12 protein-coding genes and 1 tRNA gene are annotated in these 15,992 nt (G+C 42.2%); 8 read left to right on the top strand and 5 right to left on the bottom strand.

Annotation, left to right across the window (positions count from 1 at the left end):
* Positions 1–244: 244 nt before the first annotated feature.
* The gene (locus R8806_RS07940) at positions 245–583 is read right to left on the bottom strand and encodes a carboxypeptidase regulatory-like domain-containing protein (protein WP_164719631.1); all 339 of its coding nucleotides are present in this window, start codon (positions 581–583) and stop codon (positions 245–247) included.
* Positions 584–1,301: 718 nt separating this feature from the next.
* Positions 1,302–1,375 (bottom strand) — tRNA-Pro (locus R8806_RS07935).
* 224 nt (positions 1,376–1,599) lie between these two features.
* Here R8806_RS07935 and trxB point away from each other — a divergent pair.
* Together trxB and R8806_RS07925 are read left to right on the top strand one after the other, a co-directional pair.
* Positions 1,600–2,559, top strand: coding sequence for a thioredoxin-disulfide reductase (gene trxB, locus R8806_RS07930; RefSeq protein ID WP_087422032.1), 960 nt, complete (start codon positions 1,600–1,602; stop codon positions 2,557–2,559).
* Between the two features lie 85 nt (positions 2,560–2,644).
* Positions 2,645–3,259 (top strand): hypothetical protein, encoded by a 615-nt coding sequence (locus R8806_RS07925; protein WP_124316788.1) that lies wholly within the window; start codon positions 2,645–2,647, stop codon positions 3,257–3,259.
* On the opposite strand, the gene R8806_RS07920 is transcribed toward R8806_RS07925, so the two are convergent.
* On the bottom strand, positions 3,260–4,261 hold the full coding sequence (locus R8806_RS07920; RefSeq protein ID WP_124316787.1) for a DUF2027 domain-containing protein: 1,002 nt from the start codon (positions 4,259–4,261) through the stop codon (positions 3,260–3,262).
* A 189-nt stretch (positions 4,262–4,450) separates the two neighbouring features.
* On the opposite strand from R8806_RS07920, the gene R8806_RS07915 reads away from it, so the two are divergent.
* On the top strand, positions 4,451–6,460 hold the full coding sequence (locus tag R8806_RS07915) for a urocanate hydratase (protein WP_124316786.1): 2,010 nt from the start codon (positions 4,451–4,453) through the stop codon (positions 6,458–6,460).
* A 264-nt stretch (positions 6,461–6,724) separates the two neighbouring features.
* Here R8806_RS07915 and R8806_RS07910 read toward each other — a convergent pair whose 3' ends face one another.
* Entirely contained in the window at positions 6,725–7,624 is a 900-nt protein-coding gene (locus tag R8806_RS07910; protein WP_124316785.1) for an RluA family pseudouridine synthase, read from the bottom strand.
* A gap of 195 nt (positions 7,625–7,819) precedes the next feature.
* On the opposite strand from R8806_RS07910, the gene R8806_RS07905 reads away from it, so the two are divergent.
* From R8806_RS07905 to R8806_RS07895, 3 genes are all read left to right on the top strand, one after another.
* Positions 7,820–8,773: a DUF4925 domain-containing protein gene (locus tag R8806_RS07905; protein WP_124318339.1), complete on the top strand. Its 954-nt coding sequence runs from the start codon at positions 7,820–7,822 to the stop codon at positions 8,771–8,773.
* Positions 8,774–8,971: 198 nt separating this feature from the next.
* Positions 8,972–10,015, top strand: a complete 1,044-nt coding sequence (locus R8806_RS07900; RefSeq protein WP_151412186.1) for a DUF4925 domain-containing protein — start codon at positions 8,972–8,974, stop codon at positions 10,013–10,015.
* A gap of 438 nt (positions 10,016–10,453) precedes the next feature.
* Positions 10,454–11,662, top strand: coding sequence for a DUF4925 domain-containing protein (locus tag R8806_RS07895; RefSeq protein WP_151412187.1), 1,209 nt, complete (start codon positions 10,454–10,456; stop codon positions 11,660–11,662).
* A 398-nt stretch (positions 11,663–12,060) separates the two neighbouring features.
* Here the strand turns inward: R8806_RS07895 and R8806_RS07890 are convergent, their stop codons facing one another.
* Positions 12,061–13,059 carry an IS110 family RNA-guided transposase gene (locus R8806_RS07890; RefSeq protein WP_124318433.1) on the bottom strand — a complete coding sequence of 333 codons (999 nt, stop codon included), beginning with the start codon at positions 13,057–13,059 and terminating at the stop codon, positions 12,061–12,063.
* A gap of 716 nt (positions 13,060–13,775) precedes the next feature.
* On the opposite strand from R8806_RS07890, the gene hisG reads away from it, so the two are divergent.
* Together hisG and hisD are read left to right on the top strand one after the other, a co-directional pair.
* Positions 13,776–14,633: an ATP phosphoribosyltransferase gene (gene hisG, locus R8806_RS07885; protein ID WP_124317624.1), complete on the top strand. Its 858-nt coding sequence runs from the start codon at positions 13,776–13,778 to the stop codon at positions 14,631–14,633.
* A 70-nt stretch (positions 14,634–14,703) separates the two neighbouring features.
* Complete coding sequence (hisD, locus tag R8806_RS07880) at positions 14,704–15,990, top strand: histidinol dehydrogenase (RefSeq protein WP_124317625.1); 1,287 nt, start codon at positions 14,704–14,706, stop codon at positions 15,988–15,990.
* Positions 15,991–15,992: the final 2 nt, after the last annotated feature.

Here is a 15,992-nt window from a genome sequence, read left to right as displayed (position 1 = left end):
TGTGAATTTGGGATACTTTTGTTTATTTTGCACATGAAAGTGATTGGATAAAGTTGCTCTTTTCAAGAGTGTGAATTATCTTTGTGTATAGAGTAGTCGGGCTATGTTTTCTTGTAAAATCATAGTGATTTTGAATAAGTAAGCATATATAACAAACGTACTTCCCGGCTACTCTCTTTTGTACATATATGAAAAGGATACGCTAGGGTATCCTTTCCAGTTTTTTGTATCTTGCAATAGTTGTTTATTGCATGTAGACAGACACGTTCGTGTTGTCTTTACTTAAGTCAAAGTCTTCTGTTCGGGTAGAGTAATCCCCATAATCTGGGTCTGAGAATTTGAGAGTTGCTGTTTGACTTGAATTTTTCACGGTAATGGAGAAATGACCGGAAACATCCGTTTTTGTTGAACTAGATGAAGTTCCGTTGATTTGCTGGATGTAGATTCCTTCTAACGGTTGATGTGACGATAGGTCATAAACCGTTCCGCTGATTGTTCGTTGAACTTCTGGAGCTGCTGCATTCGTGAATGCGAAACACGTGATTGCACACACGAATAAACTAAGAAATAATAGTCTTTTCATAGTGATAAAATTAAAAAATAAGACATGTAGGGAAAATCCCCATTTATAACAAACGTATTCACAAGGTAGGATTATTTCTGGATAAAAACAAGAAATTAGGTGAAATAACTTTGAATTTGTGAATGGACAGAATGATTTTTCTAATTGTATGATGCTCTTGATACCATTATTTATGCTTGAGAAGGGGATAAAAATTGGCATATTGAAGAATAGAAGGTTGATCTAATTTTTTAGGTGAGCTTGAATTTCGTGGTTGAATTATTTTTTTTACTAAGCATTTTGATTGTAAGTAAAATTGTAGTACACTTGTAATGTAGAACCTGCCGGGCCTAGTTGTTGTAAAACAATGCCTAAATTGGCAGGTCGTTTTTTATCTCTGAAGTATATTATGCCTTGAAGGTCATGTTGTCCTGATGAAAAATCGAGGACTTAAAATTGAAGATGAGAAAAAGGGGGCAGTTATTTGGAAAATATTGGTTATTTTCGATTGAGTATGATCCATTATTAGAGAGAACTAAAGAATATCATATAAAAGAGGAGCAGCTTTTAAAAAGATTTTTGACCTAATACTAAATACCATAGGAGTTTTATTTGTTAGATGGTATTGGCTCACGTTAGCCCCTAATTTTTCACGTTAACCCAAAAAGTATAATAAAAATGTAATCGCAATAAAAAAGAGAGGTTGTTTTAACCTCTCTAATTGTTTGATACTCAGTAGTCGGGATGACAGGATTTGAACCTGCGACAACACGCCCCCCAGACGTGGACTCTACCGGGCTGAGCTACATCCCGAAATGCGGATGCAAATGTAGTAAAAAAATTTGGAATGAAACAAGGAGTTGAGAGAAAAATCTGATGATTGTTTGTGCTTTTTGGCTTAGATTGCAGGTTTTCATGGGTTTGGGGAATGAGAATACGGGGATATGGGGTAAAAAAATTGGATAAACCATTTTTTTAGGTAACTTTGCAATCCATTACGTGAAATTGTATTGTAAATTAAAAGAAAGGAATTGTCTATGTCAACAGAAAATGCTATAGAAAGAGTTAAATGCTTGATTATAGGATCAGGGCCTGCCGGGTATACGGCAGCGATATACGCATCGAGAGCTAATTTGAATCCGGTGTTGTACACGGGAATGCAAATGGGTGGTCAGTTGACCACGACCACGGAAGTGGAAAACTTCCCGGGATACCCGGAAGGCGTGACCGGTCCGGTGATGATGGAAGATATGAGAAAGCAAGCGGAACGTTTCGGAACGGATATTCGTTTCGGGATCGCGACGGATGTTGACTTTTCCGGTCATCCTCATAAGGTTACGATCGACGGGGAGAAGGTGATCGAGGCGGATGCCGTGATTATTGCAACGGGTGCAACTGCCAAGTACTTGGGTTTGCCTTCAGAAGAGGCATTCCGCGGGGCTGGTGTTAGTGCTTGTGCAACTTGCGACGGATTCTTCTATCGCGGAAAAGACGTGGCTGTTGTAGGTGGTGGAGATACCGCTTGCGAGGAGGCTACTTATTTGGCCGGGTTGTGTCGTAAAGTATATTTGATTGTTCGTAAGAACTATTTGAGAGCATCGAAGGCTATGCAGGAACGTGTGTTCAGAACGGAAAACATTGAAGTATTGTTCGAGCATAACACGTTGGAATTGTTTGGGTCAGACATGGGAGTTGAGGGCGCTCGTTTGGTGTACAAGAAGGGGACCCCGGAAGAGGCAACCAAGGAAATCAAGATTGACGGGTTCTTCCTGGCTATCGGGCATACTCCGAATACAGAAGTGTTCAAAAAATATATCGAAGTCGACGAGCAAGGGTATATCATTACCGAAGGTAAGTCTTGCAAGACGAATGTACCGGGTGTGTTTGCCGCAGGAGACGTGATGGACCCGACTTATCGTCAGGGAATTGCTGCTGCCGGAACCGGTTGCCGTGCTGCTATTGATGCGGAACGTTACATCGGAGAATTACATGCGTAAGTGATTTTCTCTCGAAGAGAACTTTTTGAAATAAAAAAGCTGTTTGAAGGTGTCTTTGAACAGCTTTTTCCCATTAAAATGATGAATGATGACGAGATTCTGGTTGGTTTTGATTCTGTTTGTAACAGCCTCTTTCGGGAGGGTGGAGGCTCAGGAAAATCGTAATGGTTTTCGATTGGACACGATCTATAAATCCGGGGCAAAACGCCAAGTGGTGAAAGCTCCCGTGAAAAAGAGTGTCCCTTTGAAATCGTCCGTGTCCCGGAAAACGGGAAAATGGACATTAAGCGGTTCTTGCGGGATGTCCTTCGGGGATTATACCAGTATCGATGTTTCTCCCCAGATCGGGTATCGTTGGAACGAGTTCTTCTCGGCGGGAGGAGGGGTAAGTTACAATTATCACCATTCTTCCAATCGTTATGATATGAATTATCTCGGGGTAAACGTGTTCGGGCGGGTGAACCCGGTGCGGTATATTGCCCTCCAAATCCAGCCGGAACTGAAGGGAAGTTGGGGAAAATCGTATGAGAAGAAGATTGACTTCCGTTATGTCCCCACGATGCTAGTGGGGGGAGGTGGAGTTATTCCCACCGGAACAGGCTCTATCTCCGTGATGTTTTATTATGACGTGATACAGGATAAGTATTCTCCTTACGGGAAAAATTGGGTCTGTTCCGTGGGGTATTCCTTTAATCTTTGATTATTTTATCGTGACCATCGTGGCCCCGTAACCATATTGCTTGAAAGAGGCGTCCTGATGGTTGAAACGTTTGTATTTGGTTTGAAGTTCCCAGAGGATACGTTGCCTTAATACCCCGTCTCCTTTGCCGTGTATGAACACGATCTTTTGGCCCCGGCGGAGTTTGTATTGTTCCAGTGTTTTATGGAACACGTCCATCTGGTAGTCCAGCATATCCTTGTTTTCCATGCCTGTCGTGTCGTCGAGTAGCTTGTCAATGTGCAAGTCGATCTCGATGATGTTGCTATTGGATTGTTTGGGAGTTTCCTTGTGGGACGTGTCTTCCGTTTTATGAGGCGTTTTTTGTAAAAATTGTTCCGGAATGGTTTCCAAGCCTTCTTCTTTGACGATGGATTCTTTGTCCAGCGGTCGGAGTAGCGAGGTGGAATTAAACCAGCGGGTATGTTTGTAAGCTCCCGCTTTACACAAGTTTACCGGGGTGACCTTGATTTGCGTGTCGATGGCGTTTTTCAGAACGTGAACGCCTTTCTGATAGAACACGGATTGCACGTGTATCGCTTTAATCGTGTCGATTTCTTTGAGCGAGTAATTGCCGATCAGGTATGTCGTGTTCGGGTTGCAGTTGCCTGCCGTAATCCCGGTGTACTTTTCCCCGTCATGAAACGAGATGGAATAAAGACTGGTTTGAGTGGTATCGTTCACGAAATAAATATCGAACCGACTTTCTGTCAAGTTGTTGAAATTTTCGGGGACGAACGCGATGTAAAGGGTATCGGCCGATTCCATGACCACGTTTTTCTGTCCGGATGCGGATGTGGCGGAAACCGTTTTTGTCGTGTTACTGTCGGAATGAATGACCACTAGGTTATTCACGGATGCGGGAATTTCGAACCCGTATTCGTCACAATACACGTTCACGGTGTTGTTGTCAATGATGCCGGTAACTTTACCCTCTAGCTTGTCTGATATAAATCGTACAATGTCGCCTATTCTTATATTCATGTCATCTTCTGTTTTATTGTTAGGCAAAAATAGTGTTTTTTTCATTTGAAAATATTAATTTAGCCAGCCGATTGGTGAGTTAAAAACTAAAAGTTAAAAACTAAAAAGTGGGAAAGTAGAGACTAAATTAATGATTATTAGTTGATTCGTGGGGAATGGCAATAATAAAATGAAGTAAAAGATAATATAATGACATTACAAGAATTTCAACAATCAATTAGGGAAGGGATTCCAGCAGAATTGCCGGCTCCGAAGGCTTACGAGCCGGAGATTAACCATGCCCCTAAAAGGAAAGACATCCTGACGAAAGAAGAAAAGAAACTGGCGATACGTAACGCTTTACGTTATTTTGACCCGAAACACCATGCCGTGTTGGCCCCGGAGTTTGCCGAGGAGTTGGAGAAATACGGGCGTATTTACATGTATCGTTTCCGTCCGGATTACAAGATGTATGCTCATAATATCAATGATTATCCTCACAAGAGCCTGCAAGCGGCGGGTATCATGCTGATGATGAATAATAACTTGGATTATGCCGTGGCTCAACATCCTCACGAGTTGATTACTTACGGGGGCAACGGGGCGGTGTTCCAGAACTGGGCACAGTATCGTCTGGCAATGAAGTATTTGTCGGAGATGACCGACGAGCAGACGTTGGTGTTATATTCTGGTCACCCGATGGGATTGTTCCCGTCGCATAAGGATGCACCGCGTGTCGTGGTTACGAACGGTATGGTGATCCCGAATTATTCCAAGCCGGATGATTGGGAACGTTTTAACGCTTTGGGTGTTTCCCAGTACGGGCAGATGACTGCAGGTTCGTTCATGTATATCGGTCCGCAGGGAATTGTTCACGGAACCACGATTACCGTGTTGAATGCCGGGCGTAAGATTTCCAAACATGGAGAAGGATTAGCCGGAAAATTGTTTATCACCGCGGGATTAGGTGGTATGTCAGGTGCGCAGCCGAAAGCCGGGAATATTGCCGGATGTATCAGTATTACAGCCGAGATTAACCCGAAAGCCACGCATACCCGTCACTCTCAAGGATGGGTGGATGAGGTGATTGATGATTTGGATAAACTGGTGGAACGGGTGAAAGTGGCTCGTGAGAAGAAAGAGACTGTTTCCATTGCTTACCAGGGGAACGTGGTGGACGTGTGGGAACGTTTCGCGGAGGGTGATGTGCCTGTTGAACTGGGATCAGACCAGACGTCATTGCATAACCCGTGGGCTGGTGGTTACTATCCCGTGGGCGTGAGTTTCGAGGAGTCCAAGCGGATGATGGCCGAGGAGCCGGAGTTATTCAAACAAAAGGTACAAGAATCTTTGCGTCGTCACGTGGCTGCTATTAACAAGTGCGTGGCACGTTTCAATACTTATTTCTTTGATTACGGTAATGCGTTCTTGTTGGAGTCTTCCCGTGCGGGTGCTGACATCATGAAGCCGAACGGTGATTTCAAATACCCGTCATACGTGCAGGATATTATGGGACCGATGTGTTTTGACTACGGTTTTGGTCCGTTCCGTTGGGTATGTTCCAGTGGTGACCCGAAGGATTTGGCGAAGACGGATGAGATTGCAGCTCGCGTGTTAGAGGAAATCAAGACACATTCCCCGAAAGAGATCCAACAACAGATGGATGATAATATCCGTTGGATCAAGGCTGCCATGGAGAATCACTTGGTCGTTGGGTCGCAAGCCCGGATCTTGTATGCCGATGCTGAAGGTCGTATTAAGATAGCCGAGGCGTTTAACAAGGCTATTGCTACCGGGGAAATTTCTGCTCCCGTGATTTTAGGACGTGATCATCATGACGTTTCCGGTACGGATTCTCCTTATCGTGAGACTTCAAATATATATGACGGATCTCGTTTCACGGCCGATATGGCTATCCAGAACGTGATCGGGGATTCTTTCCGCGGCGCGACTTGGGTATCTATCCACAATGGTGGTGGTGTAGGTTGGGGAGAAGTTATTAACGGTGGTTTCGGGATGATGCTTGACGGTTCTGCCGATAGCGACAGACGTTTGAAGAATATGTTATTCTGGGACGTGAATAATGGAATCTCCCGTCGTAGCTGGGCTCGTAACGAGGGGGCTGTTTTTGCCATCAAACGTGCCATGGAAGCAAACCCGAATTTGAAGGTGACATTACCGAATTTTGCCGATGACCAGTTGATCGAGTCATTGTTTTAAATAAAATATTTTTGATGTGCGGGGAATACTTTTAGGAGTGTTCCCCGTTTTTTATTCCCCTTCTTCTAGGGTAACGAGTGTTACTTGCACTGTAGTTGTACCGTAGTCTCGTTAGTAAGTCAACGGGAAGTTAACGGGAAGTTAACCGGAAGTCAACGGGAAGTTGACGTGTCGGGGGCGTGAATGTGTGCTTGATTTTATCTTGAAATGGAATCAAGATATTAACGAGATACGCCTACGACTCCGGTGAGAGTACGGTGCAAGTTACTTGAACAGGGTCGTGAATTTCGTGGGAACGGGGGTCTCGAATTTCATTTCCTTTCCCGTGACGGGATGGATAAAAGTGAGCTTGAAAGCGTGTAGAGCCAAGCGATGCAAGGGGTTTTTCGTGGCCCCGTATTTGGGGTCTCCGGTAACGGGGTGTCCGATTTCCTGCATATGTACCCTAATTTGGTTTTTGCGTCCGGTTTCCAATTCAAGTTCCACGAGTGAGAATTGCCGGTTCGATTTTAAGGTTGTGTAGTTCGTGATGGCCAATTTCCCGTCTTGTGAAGAGGTGGAGTGGACGATCAAGGCTTTGTTCTCGCTGATGTAGGATTTCACCTGTCCTTGTTCCGGTTGCGGGCATCCCTCGATGACGGCGACATATTTCCGTTCCCGGATCATTTCGTTCCAGTTTTTTTGTAGGATTTCTTGAACTTTTTTGTTTTTGGCAAACATCATGATACCGGAGGTTTCTTTGTCTAGGCGATGCAGGATAAAGATATGGTTCCGGGGATCTTTATTTTTCACGTAGTTGTTCAGTATATAATAGGCTGTTTTGGTTTTATCCCGCTCTGTTCCCATGGAGAGTAGCCCGCTTGCCTTTTCCACGACAATCAAGTGTTCGTCCTCATGTAGGATGTTGAGCATGGGGTGATGGAAAGGTGCCGCATTTTTGTTCATCCCGACGGTTACCGTGTCCCCGGGTTTGAGTGGCGTGTCGAATTGTGTGGTGATGCGGTTGTTCACTTGCACGAGTTTGTGGGCGAGGAATGATTTCACGGCTGTCCTGCTTTGGTCATGTAAAGCTTGTAACAGGAAAGGCATTAGCGTGTTTTCTTCTTGTACTTCGAAACTACGGCTACGCGGGGCTTTGGCACGGGATGAATTCTGGGGTCTCATGGGTTTATTTGTTTAATTGGGGACAAAGGTAATAAAAGTAAGGACGTGATTTGCGGGTTTATGCGAAAATAGACACTTGTTATTGGGGAGTGTTGCGGAATTAGAGGCGATTTATTGGAACTTGGGCTTACACTTTGCTGTAAATTAATATTTAGGAATTTATTCCAAATATTATTAACCAACAAATGATCGATTATGAGTAACAAATTATTATTACTGTTGATTTTAGGAGTCGTGTTTTTTTCCGCTTGCAGCGATGATGACAAGGACCCGAATTATGACGGGACATATAAAGATTCGGGATTGGAGTTGTCAAGGGACGGGATGGCATTGAGTGGAAAGAGTGTCGCTTTATCAGGTAACACGCTAACCTTGGGTAACGTGATTCCGGGAGAACCGGCATTGGCGATTCCCGTGACGATCACGGGAAATGTAGTGGAAGGTACGAGCAGTAATGATTTCCGGGAAGTGAAGGTTTCCGGGAAAATTGAAGAAGGAAAAATGAACCTGACTCTTGCGGTAAAGAATAAGGCCACGGATATTGAGGGAACTTGGGCGGTAGGAAATCTGGATGCAGGCATTATGGCCACACATTTTACGTTTACGACTGATAAGGAAAAGGTGAAATACGGTGAGACCGAGGTCGCTCCGGAGAACGTGATAGGGTTTGTGAATGGTATATTTGGATGGATGTTACCCACTTTTCTAAAGGATATAACATTCACGAGTGATGGCAATATCACGGCTTCTTACAATAGTGATATGAATAATCCGCAATATGCAACGTCTCCTAAAGGCATGGCCTTTTATAATTTGACGGGAGGAAAGCTTTATATCTCGGCAAATATTGCAGGTATTATAGAGGATGTCGGGCGTAGTACTTCTGACCCATTGACAGAGATCATGGTCGTGTTGGAACAGGGCCTTCCTTTTGAAGTCACGAAAGATACGGAAAAAGAGACAATGGATGTCTATATGACCCGGGAGACGTTATTACCATTTATGTCTTTGCTTCCTATGTTGGGAGAGGTTATGCCTGAAGAATTCCAGAGTTACGCTGGATTTATCACGGATTTGGGACCGATTATCCAAGAAGGGAAAACGGCGGAACTGGGATTGGTGTTGACGCAAAGAAATATTACGGAATAGTATAATTTGCGATATAAGTGATTTAAGGGAGTTGTATTACTATGGTATGATGCAACTCTCTTTTATTGAATATAATGGAATGTGAGTTAGATCTATTTTAAATGATCATGAGCGATTTGAACATTCTTGGCTTAATTTTTGTTAGGAGTAAATGATAAAAATCTAACATGAGAATAGTTTTAACAGGTAAATTAAAGTATGATGAAAAACAAGTTTTTAGTATTAATGATTTTAGGGATAGTATTTATTACTAGTTGTAGTGATGATGATGACAAGGATTCTCCAAAGGATTTTAATGGAATCTATTCTACGACAAGTACAGAGCGTGTGTTAGATTTAAGATATAGTGATGTTGTATTTATAGGGAAATCTGTTGATTTTAATTCGGTGGATGGAAAGAGTGCAACGTTGAAGTTGCAAGGTGTTGTGCCGGGAGAGAGTGAAACGGTGTTTTCTGATGTACAATTGGTGGAAAATAACTCTGTTTATACTTTTGTTGCGGAGAATAAAAATGATGTGAGAACAGTGGCGTTGGAAGGTTCTATCGTGAAAGGGAAGTTAACAGTGGATGTGGATGTGAAGTTTGTTCAGAATGAATTGATGAAAAAATGGAAGCTTTCAACAGTAAAAATGACATGGCTTCCTAAAGATTATTATTTGGTTGAAGGGAAATTGAATACGGGAGGTGTTGCAACTTTACTTTCTTTAGGGGGAGGAATGTTATTAAAGCAGTATTTACAAGATGTAGCTTTTTTAGAGGATGGAAATATTGTTGCGACTTATAATGCGGCTGTTGCTACAGATGAGAATCCAGAGCCTGATGCTGATTGGCGATTATCTGAGTTGAATTTGGCTCATTATTACGTGAAAGATGATATTTGTTACGTGTATCCAAATGTAGAGATGATTATGCAGCAGGTTGAAGCAGATAAAATAGGACGTTCTACCGGATCAGATCCAATGCTTTCACTTTTAGAGCAGCTTTTAACAGGGGGGATTCCCGTTTATTTTGAAATAACAAAAGGAACAGGAACGAAAGCTGATGCTATATATATGTATTTGAATGAAGTATTACTTAAAAGTTTGAAACCTCTGATTCCCTTTATTGGAGGATTAGTCCCAGGGGATTATGAAATTCCAATCTTGAAAGTTCCGATGCAACCTATTATAGATAATTTACCTGGAGCTTTAGACGTAACAACTGAATTGAAAGTAGGGTTAAAGTGTAATGCTATTGAATAGTTTCTAATAATAAAGTATTATTAAAGAATTTAACCGAGAGATTCTCTCGGTTTTTTTTTGAAAATATTATTGAATGGAATGTTTGAATTAGTGTTATTTGATTTCATATATACAAAATAGAATTGATATCTTATGAGTTATTTTCACAAGATGCTAACCAATTAATTTATTACTTTTGAATAGACACGTAGTTGGAATATTTAATTAGAAATGAAAGTATCTCTAAATAGTATAAAGTGTGATTTGTAATGATCACGTAATTAGGAATATATGACTGTTAAAGTGTTAAAATTGAATACTCCTTGTAACATTTGATTAAATTTGCACGTTTTTTGCTAATAATAAGGCTGCATGGTGCAATAAATGAAGATTTATTGTTTGCATGAATATTTAAAGAGAGGACGGATAAGTCAATGTTTAATTAATGTTTAATGAAGTATGAAAAACAAATTTTTATTATTGTTGATTTTAGGTGTAACATTTTTTGTGAGTTGTAGTGATGACGATGATAAAGCATGGAAGAATATTCCTCAGGATGAAATAGAAATCCAAAAAGTTACATTTGAAGTTAATGGCGAACAGGCGACTACAGGTACATTGCAGATGGCGGTAAAAAACGGATCAGAAGCCGTGTTGACTTTAAAAAATGTGATACCGGGCTATGCAACAATCCCTGTTAATGTAAAATTGGAAGAACAGGCTGATGATTCTTTTGTTTTTTCCGGAGAGGAAGGTTTGACTACACCACCAGCAATGCTTATTGTTCGGTCTGATGCAAAACCTGTTATTTTAAATGTAAAAGTAGAAGGTAAAATCAGTGTAGAGGGTAAAGTTTCTGCAACCGCAACAACAAAATTGTCCGAGACCGCTCAAGCGGGATTAACGGGTTCTTGGAATTTGTCAGCTACAAGTAGTGGTGAGAGTACTCCATTGTTTTTTGTATGGTCTGCTATTGATTTGGAAAAACCTAATTTCGAGAATGCGGCAGCATTAGTAAATCTGTTTGGTTCGATGATTTTATTTAATGTGTTGAATCAAGTTACTTTCCATGAAGATGGTAATATTACTGCAAAATATTGGGAAAATTTTTCCATGGAAAATATGTTTGCTAATCAAGATAAAGGTCAACTTATTGCTTCGCATGATGATTGGAGCGATTCTCCTAAAAATTTGGCATTTTGGTATGCTAAGAACAGTATGATTTATATCGTTCCTAGCATTAATGCGATTGCGCAACAAGTGAATGGAGATAATGAAGACGTAGATATTAGTAATTCTGAAGATATAGTAACTCTTCTTGCGAAATTGAAAGAGTATAATATTGATGTTGATGCTCTGCTTCCAATAGTGATGCAATGGATTACAGAAGGTATTCCAGTGAAGTATGTTAAGACAGGTGATGCTTTAAAAATTTATATAGATAAGGAGATGGCGGCACCTTTTATAACTCCGCTTTTGCCTGCATTAGATAAATTGCAAGAAGACATGGAAAAGATTATAGAGGCTGGAGAAGATGAGAATACAATAGAAATGATTCAATTAGTTTTGGGTGTTTTACAGATTGAAAAATTGACAGATATAAAAACTATTTGGGAAGAGAATACGAATGAATTTGAGATATCTCTTAATTTTGTTAGTGCCAAGTAATATATATTTGGATTAAATATTATAAACGAGTTCGCCTAGATTCTGGCGGGCTCGTTTTGTTTTAGATGTGCTTTTTTGAAATTATTCATTCTTCTCTTGTAAAAAGGAAAGTTTTTCGTGAATTTGTCCTTATGAAAAGGAAAGACGTGATAAATTAAGGTGAGTTCGATATAATAAAGCATATTTGCCCCATCCGTTAGGAAAAAGACCGGATAAAAATGGGAATATATCGGTGTTTTTTAGTTTCTTGCACGAGATGATGTGATTATTTCGAAGTGATGGATTCCGTCGTTTCGGAAGTGCCGGAATAGGTGATGTGTCATCTTTTAACTTTGGGTTTTTATCTTTCCAACTACCCCCTCTAACTCCCCCTTATTCTTATGGTTTAAACAAGTAAATCAAGTAAAATTTATGGAATAAATATCATTTTTTCTAATGACGGCAAAAACACGAGCGACCAGCTTGGCCCTGATGGCATTGATGACGGTCATCTTGTTTTTGCCTTCTTCCACCTTTCTCTTGTAATACACTTTCAATTCACTCTTCTTTTTCCTTGTTATAGACAAGGCAGCCATGTGTAGTAACGTTTTTACCTGCTTGTTTGCCCTGCGCGAGACCCTGTTACGGGAGCGCACGCTACTGCCGGAGGTGTACTGGAAAGGGGCGATTCCCGCGTGACAGGCAAACTTTCTCGAGTCGGTGAACCTTGTGAACGCCGCGGTCTCGACGATAAAACACAAGGCGGTTTCCCTTCCAATGCCCTCCACCGAGGTTATTATTTTCATTTGACGTTTTAAAACATCACAAGAATCGATGATTCCCGTTATTTCTCGCTCCACGACATCGATCATCTTCTCTAGTTCCTTGATCACGTGTTTCAACCGGTTTGCCTTCGCCTTGTAAACGGTACTCTCCATGAAATTTTTCTGGTCCGAAAGTTGCCCCTTGTACTTGCTCAAGTCCGAACGGTAAAGAGAGCGTTCCTGTCTCAGTTGCTTGACCCGTTCCAGTTCCGGGGTAAGCTCGTGATACAACATGGCCTTGTCATTGAATCGAGAAGCGTACAACGCTATCCGCCGGGCGTCTACACGGTCGTTCTTGCCACGATGAACTCCCGACGAGTACTTCAACTGGGCGGGATTTTCCAGCCACAAACGACAACCTAGATCCCGGCAAGCCAACGTCAAGGGGTAAGTGTAATTTCCCGTGTGCTCGGCACAAACAAGGCAACTGCAAAGATCCAAGCCCCGCTTTTCCGCCATGTCGACAAGGAAACGGTGGATCGCGGACGGGTTATTATCTATAACGTCCTCTTGCAAAACTTCTTTACCTTGAAGAACGCAAATGTCAAGTTTATTTTTACTCACGTCGATGCCTATAAAACAATTATTTTCCATACTTTTGTGTTTAACAAGTCTAGAGAGAAAGGATTTTGAACCTGTCCCAAGTACCTTAACAATTCAAGTTAATTTCTTATACGGGCCTGGGTTCAAGAAAGGGAAAGGAGTCCAAATAAGGGGACGAGCATGAAAGCTCACCACAGGGGTTGGTTCACTCCATTCCCGCCTTTCTTTCAATACTTTGGTTTATCCTCCAAGTTTAAGCATTTATTATTATTGTTAGCCAAGTGTTCGTCTATTTATTTCGTGTACAAATCTAAGGTGCACAGGGGGAGGACACGCTACATTGAAACATTGGAGTGCGTCCTCGCAACGGTTTCTTCTTTCGTGTAATGTTATGTTTCTATTATTCAGAGATATAAATTTGTTTTTATAGCGAACTCACGTTAAATTAGCTAAGTTGCAGTAATATTAAGTAAGTGCAAATTTTGTACTTACTGGTTGACTTTGTATTAGTAAAAATTGTACAAAGTATTTGGATAATCAAATTCCTTTTATACATTTGCAGAACGAAAAAGACAAAATATGAATAGTACATTACATCATATGCATCATCATTGCCATCACTGTATTCAGGTGAGATGATGCTGTTGTGCTGTAATTTGAAATAAAAAGTATAAACGAGCTCGCCTGAATTCAGGCGGGCTCGTTTTGTTTTTTTCGATACCATAGATGCCTTCCCGGATTCAGTGCGACGATAAAATCAGATAGAAATGGTGAAGTTAAAAGTCGCGATTCAAAAATCAGGTCGATTGAATGAGGACACGCTCGAATTGTTGAAAGAGTGTGGGATTTGTATTAATAACGGGAGAGATCAGTTAATGGCACAAGCCTCTAATTTCCCGTTGGAGGTGTTGTATTTACGAAATTCGGATATACCTCATTACGTGGAGGATGGAATTGTTGATGTGGCGATTATCGGGGAGAACACGGTGATCGAGAAAAGGGCAAATGTATTGAATTTGTTGGATTTAGGTTTTTCAGGTTGCCGGGTTTCTATTGCTATTCCTAAATCGGAGGAATTTACCGGGTTAGATTGGTTGCAGGAAAAACGGATTGCTACTTCCTATCCCAACACGTTGAATGATTTTCTGGTACAAAATAAGATTCAGGCAGAGACGCACGTGATCACGGGGTCGGTGGAGATCGCTCCCGGTATCGGATTAGCTGATGCGATCTGTGACATCGTGAGTTCCGGGAGTACACTTTTTAAGAACGGGTTGACGGAGGTCTACACGTTGTTTAAGTCTACGGCTGTTTTGGTGGCTAACCCGAAGTTGGATGAAGAGAAAATGCGGTTGGTGGAACAATTGATATTCAGAATGAAGGCGGTGTTGGCTGCCAAGTGTAACAAGTATATCCTGTTGAATGCTCCCGAAGAGAAATTACAAGAGATTTGCGATATACTTCCGGGGGTGAAAAGCCCGACAATTATGCCGTTGGAAATGAAAGGATGGTTTTCTCTACATTCGGTGGTGAACGAGAATAAGTTTTGGGAGTCTATCGGGGCGTTGAAAGCGGCGGGTGCGGAAGGGATTTTGGTGGTACCCATTGAAAAGATGATAGAGTGATTGCCTGCGGCAAGTTGCAAGTTACAGGTTGACGGGTTACAGGTTTTATGAATAGATTAAATTTATGATTATGAATAAGATATTATATCCAAGGAAGGAAGAGTGGATGAAAATATTGGAGCGTCCGGAGAATCGTGGAGAAGATTTGGACAAAGTGTGTAAAGCGGTGTTTGATGAGGTGAAGAGGGATGGGGACGAGGCATTGAAGAAGTACACGTGGTATTTTGATCGGGTAAAGCTAGAATGTTTTGAGGTGACGGAGGAGGAGTTTCAAGAGGCAGAAAAGGCTGTGAAAAAGGAGTTGAAGGAGGCGATACGGGTTGCAAAAGGGAATATTGAGGAGTTTCATAAGATTCAGATTCCAGAGAAGTGTGAATACGTGAATGAACGGGGATTCCGATGCTGGCAGGAAGGTCGGGCGATAGATCGGGTGGGATTGTATGTCCCGGGCGGGAGCGCTCCCCTGTTTTCAACCGTATTGATGTTGGCGGTTCCGGCGAAGTTGGCCGGGTGCCGGGAGGTGGTGATCTGTACGCCGCCGGGAAGGGATGGACGGGTGAATCCGGCTATTTTGTGGACGGCCCGGTTATGTGGAGTAACCCGTGTTTTTAAAGTGGGAGGGATTCAAGCGATTGCTGCATTGGCATTAGGGACGAAGAGCGTGGGGCGGGTGGATAAGATATTTGGACCGGGTAATCGTTTCGTGATGGCGGCAAAACAATGGGTCGGGCGTTATGGTGTGGCAATAGATATGCCGGCGGGGCCTTCGGAGTTGATGGTGGTGGCAGATGAATCGGCACGGGCAACATTCGTGGCGGCAGATTTATTGTCGCAGGCGGAACACGGGCCGGATAGTCAGGTGTTTCTGGTGACTTGCGATGAATCATTGATTGATCGTGTAGAAGAAGAGTTGAACAAACAATTGAATCGGATTCCTCGGAAGGCAATTGCAGAGGTGGCACTGAGAAATTCTAAATATATTGTTTTGCGTTCCCGGGAAGAGTGTGTGGAGCTGGTGAATTGCTATGCCCCGGAGCATTTGATGTTGTGCGTGAAGGATTATCTGGATTGGGTGCCGGAAATTCGGAATGCGGGTTCTGTCTTCTTGGGACACTATTCCCCGGAAAGTGCGGGAGATTATGCATCGGGGACGAACCACACTTTACCCACGAATGGGTATGCCCGTGCGTATAGCGGGGTGAACATGGATGCCTTTATGAAAAAGATAACTTTCCAAGAGATCATGCCGGAAGGTTTGGCCTATTTGGGAAAAACGATCGAGATAATGGCGGATAACGAGAAGTTGGAGGCACACGGGAATGCGGTAAGGGTTAGGAATGTAGAATCTAAAATTTAGAA

It is taken from the genome of Butyricimonas faecihominis, from assembly GCF_033096445.1.
GTDB classification, from domain to species: domain Bacteria; phylum Bacteroidota; class Bacteroidia; order Bacteroidales; family Marinifilaceae; genus Butyricimonas; species Butyricimonas faecihominis.
The sequence above is the reverse complement of the archived record's forward strand: the minus strand, read 5'-3'. Positions and strand labels throughout refer to the sequence as shown.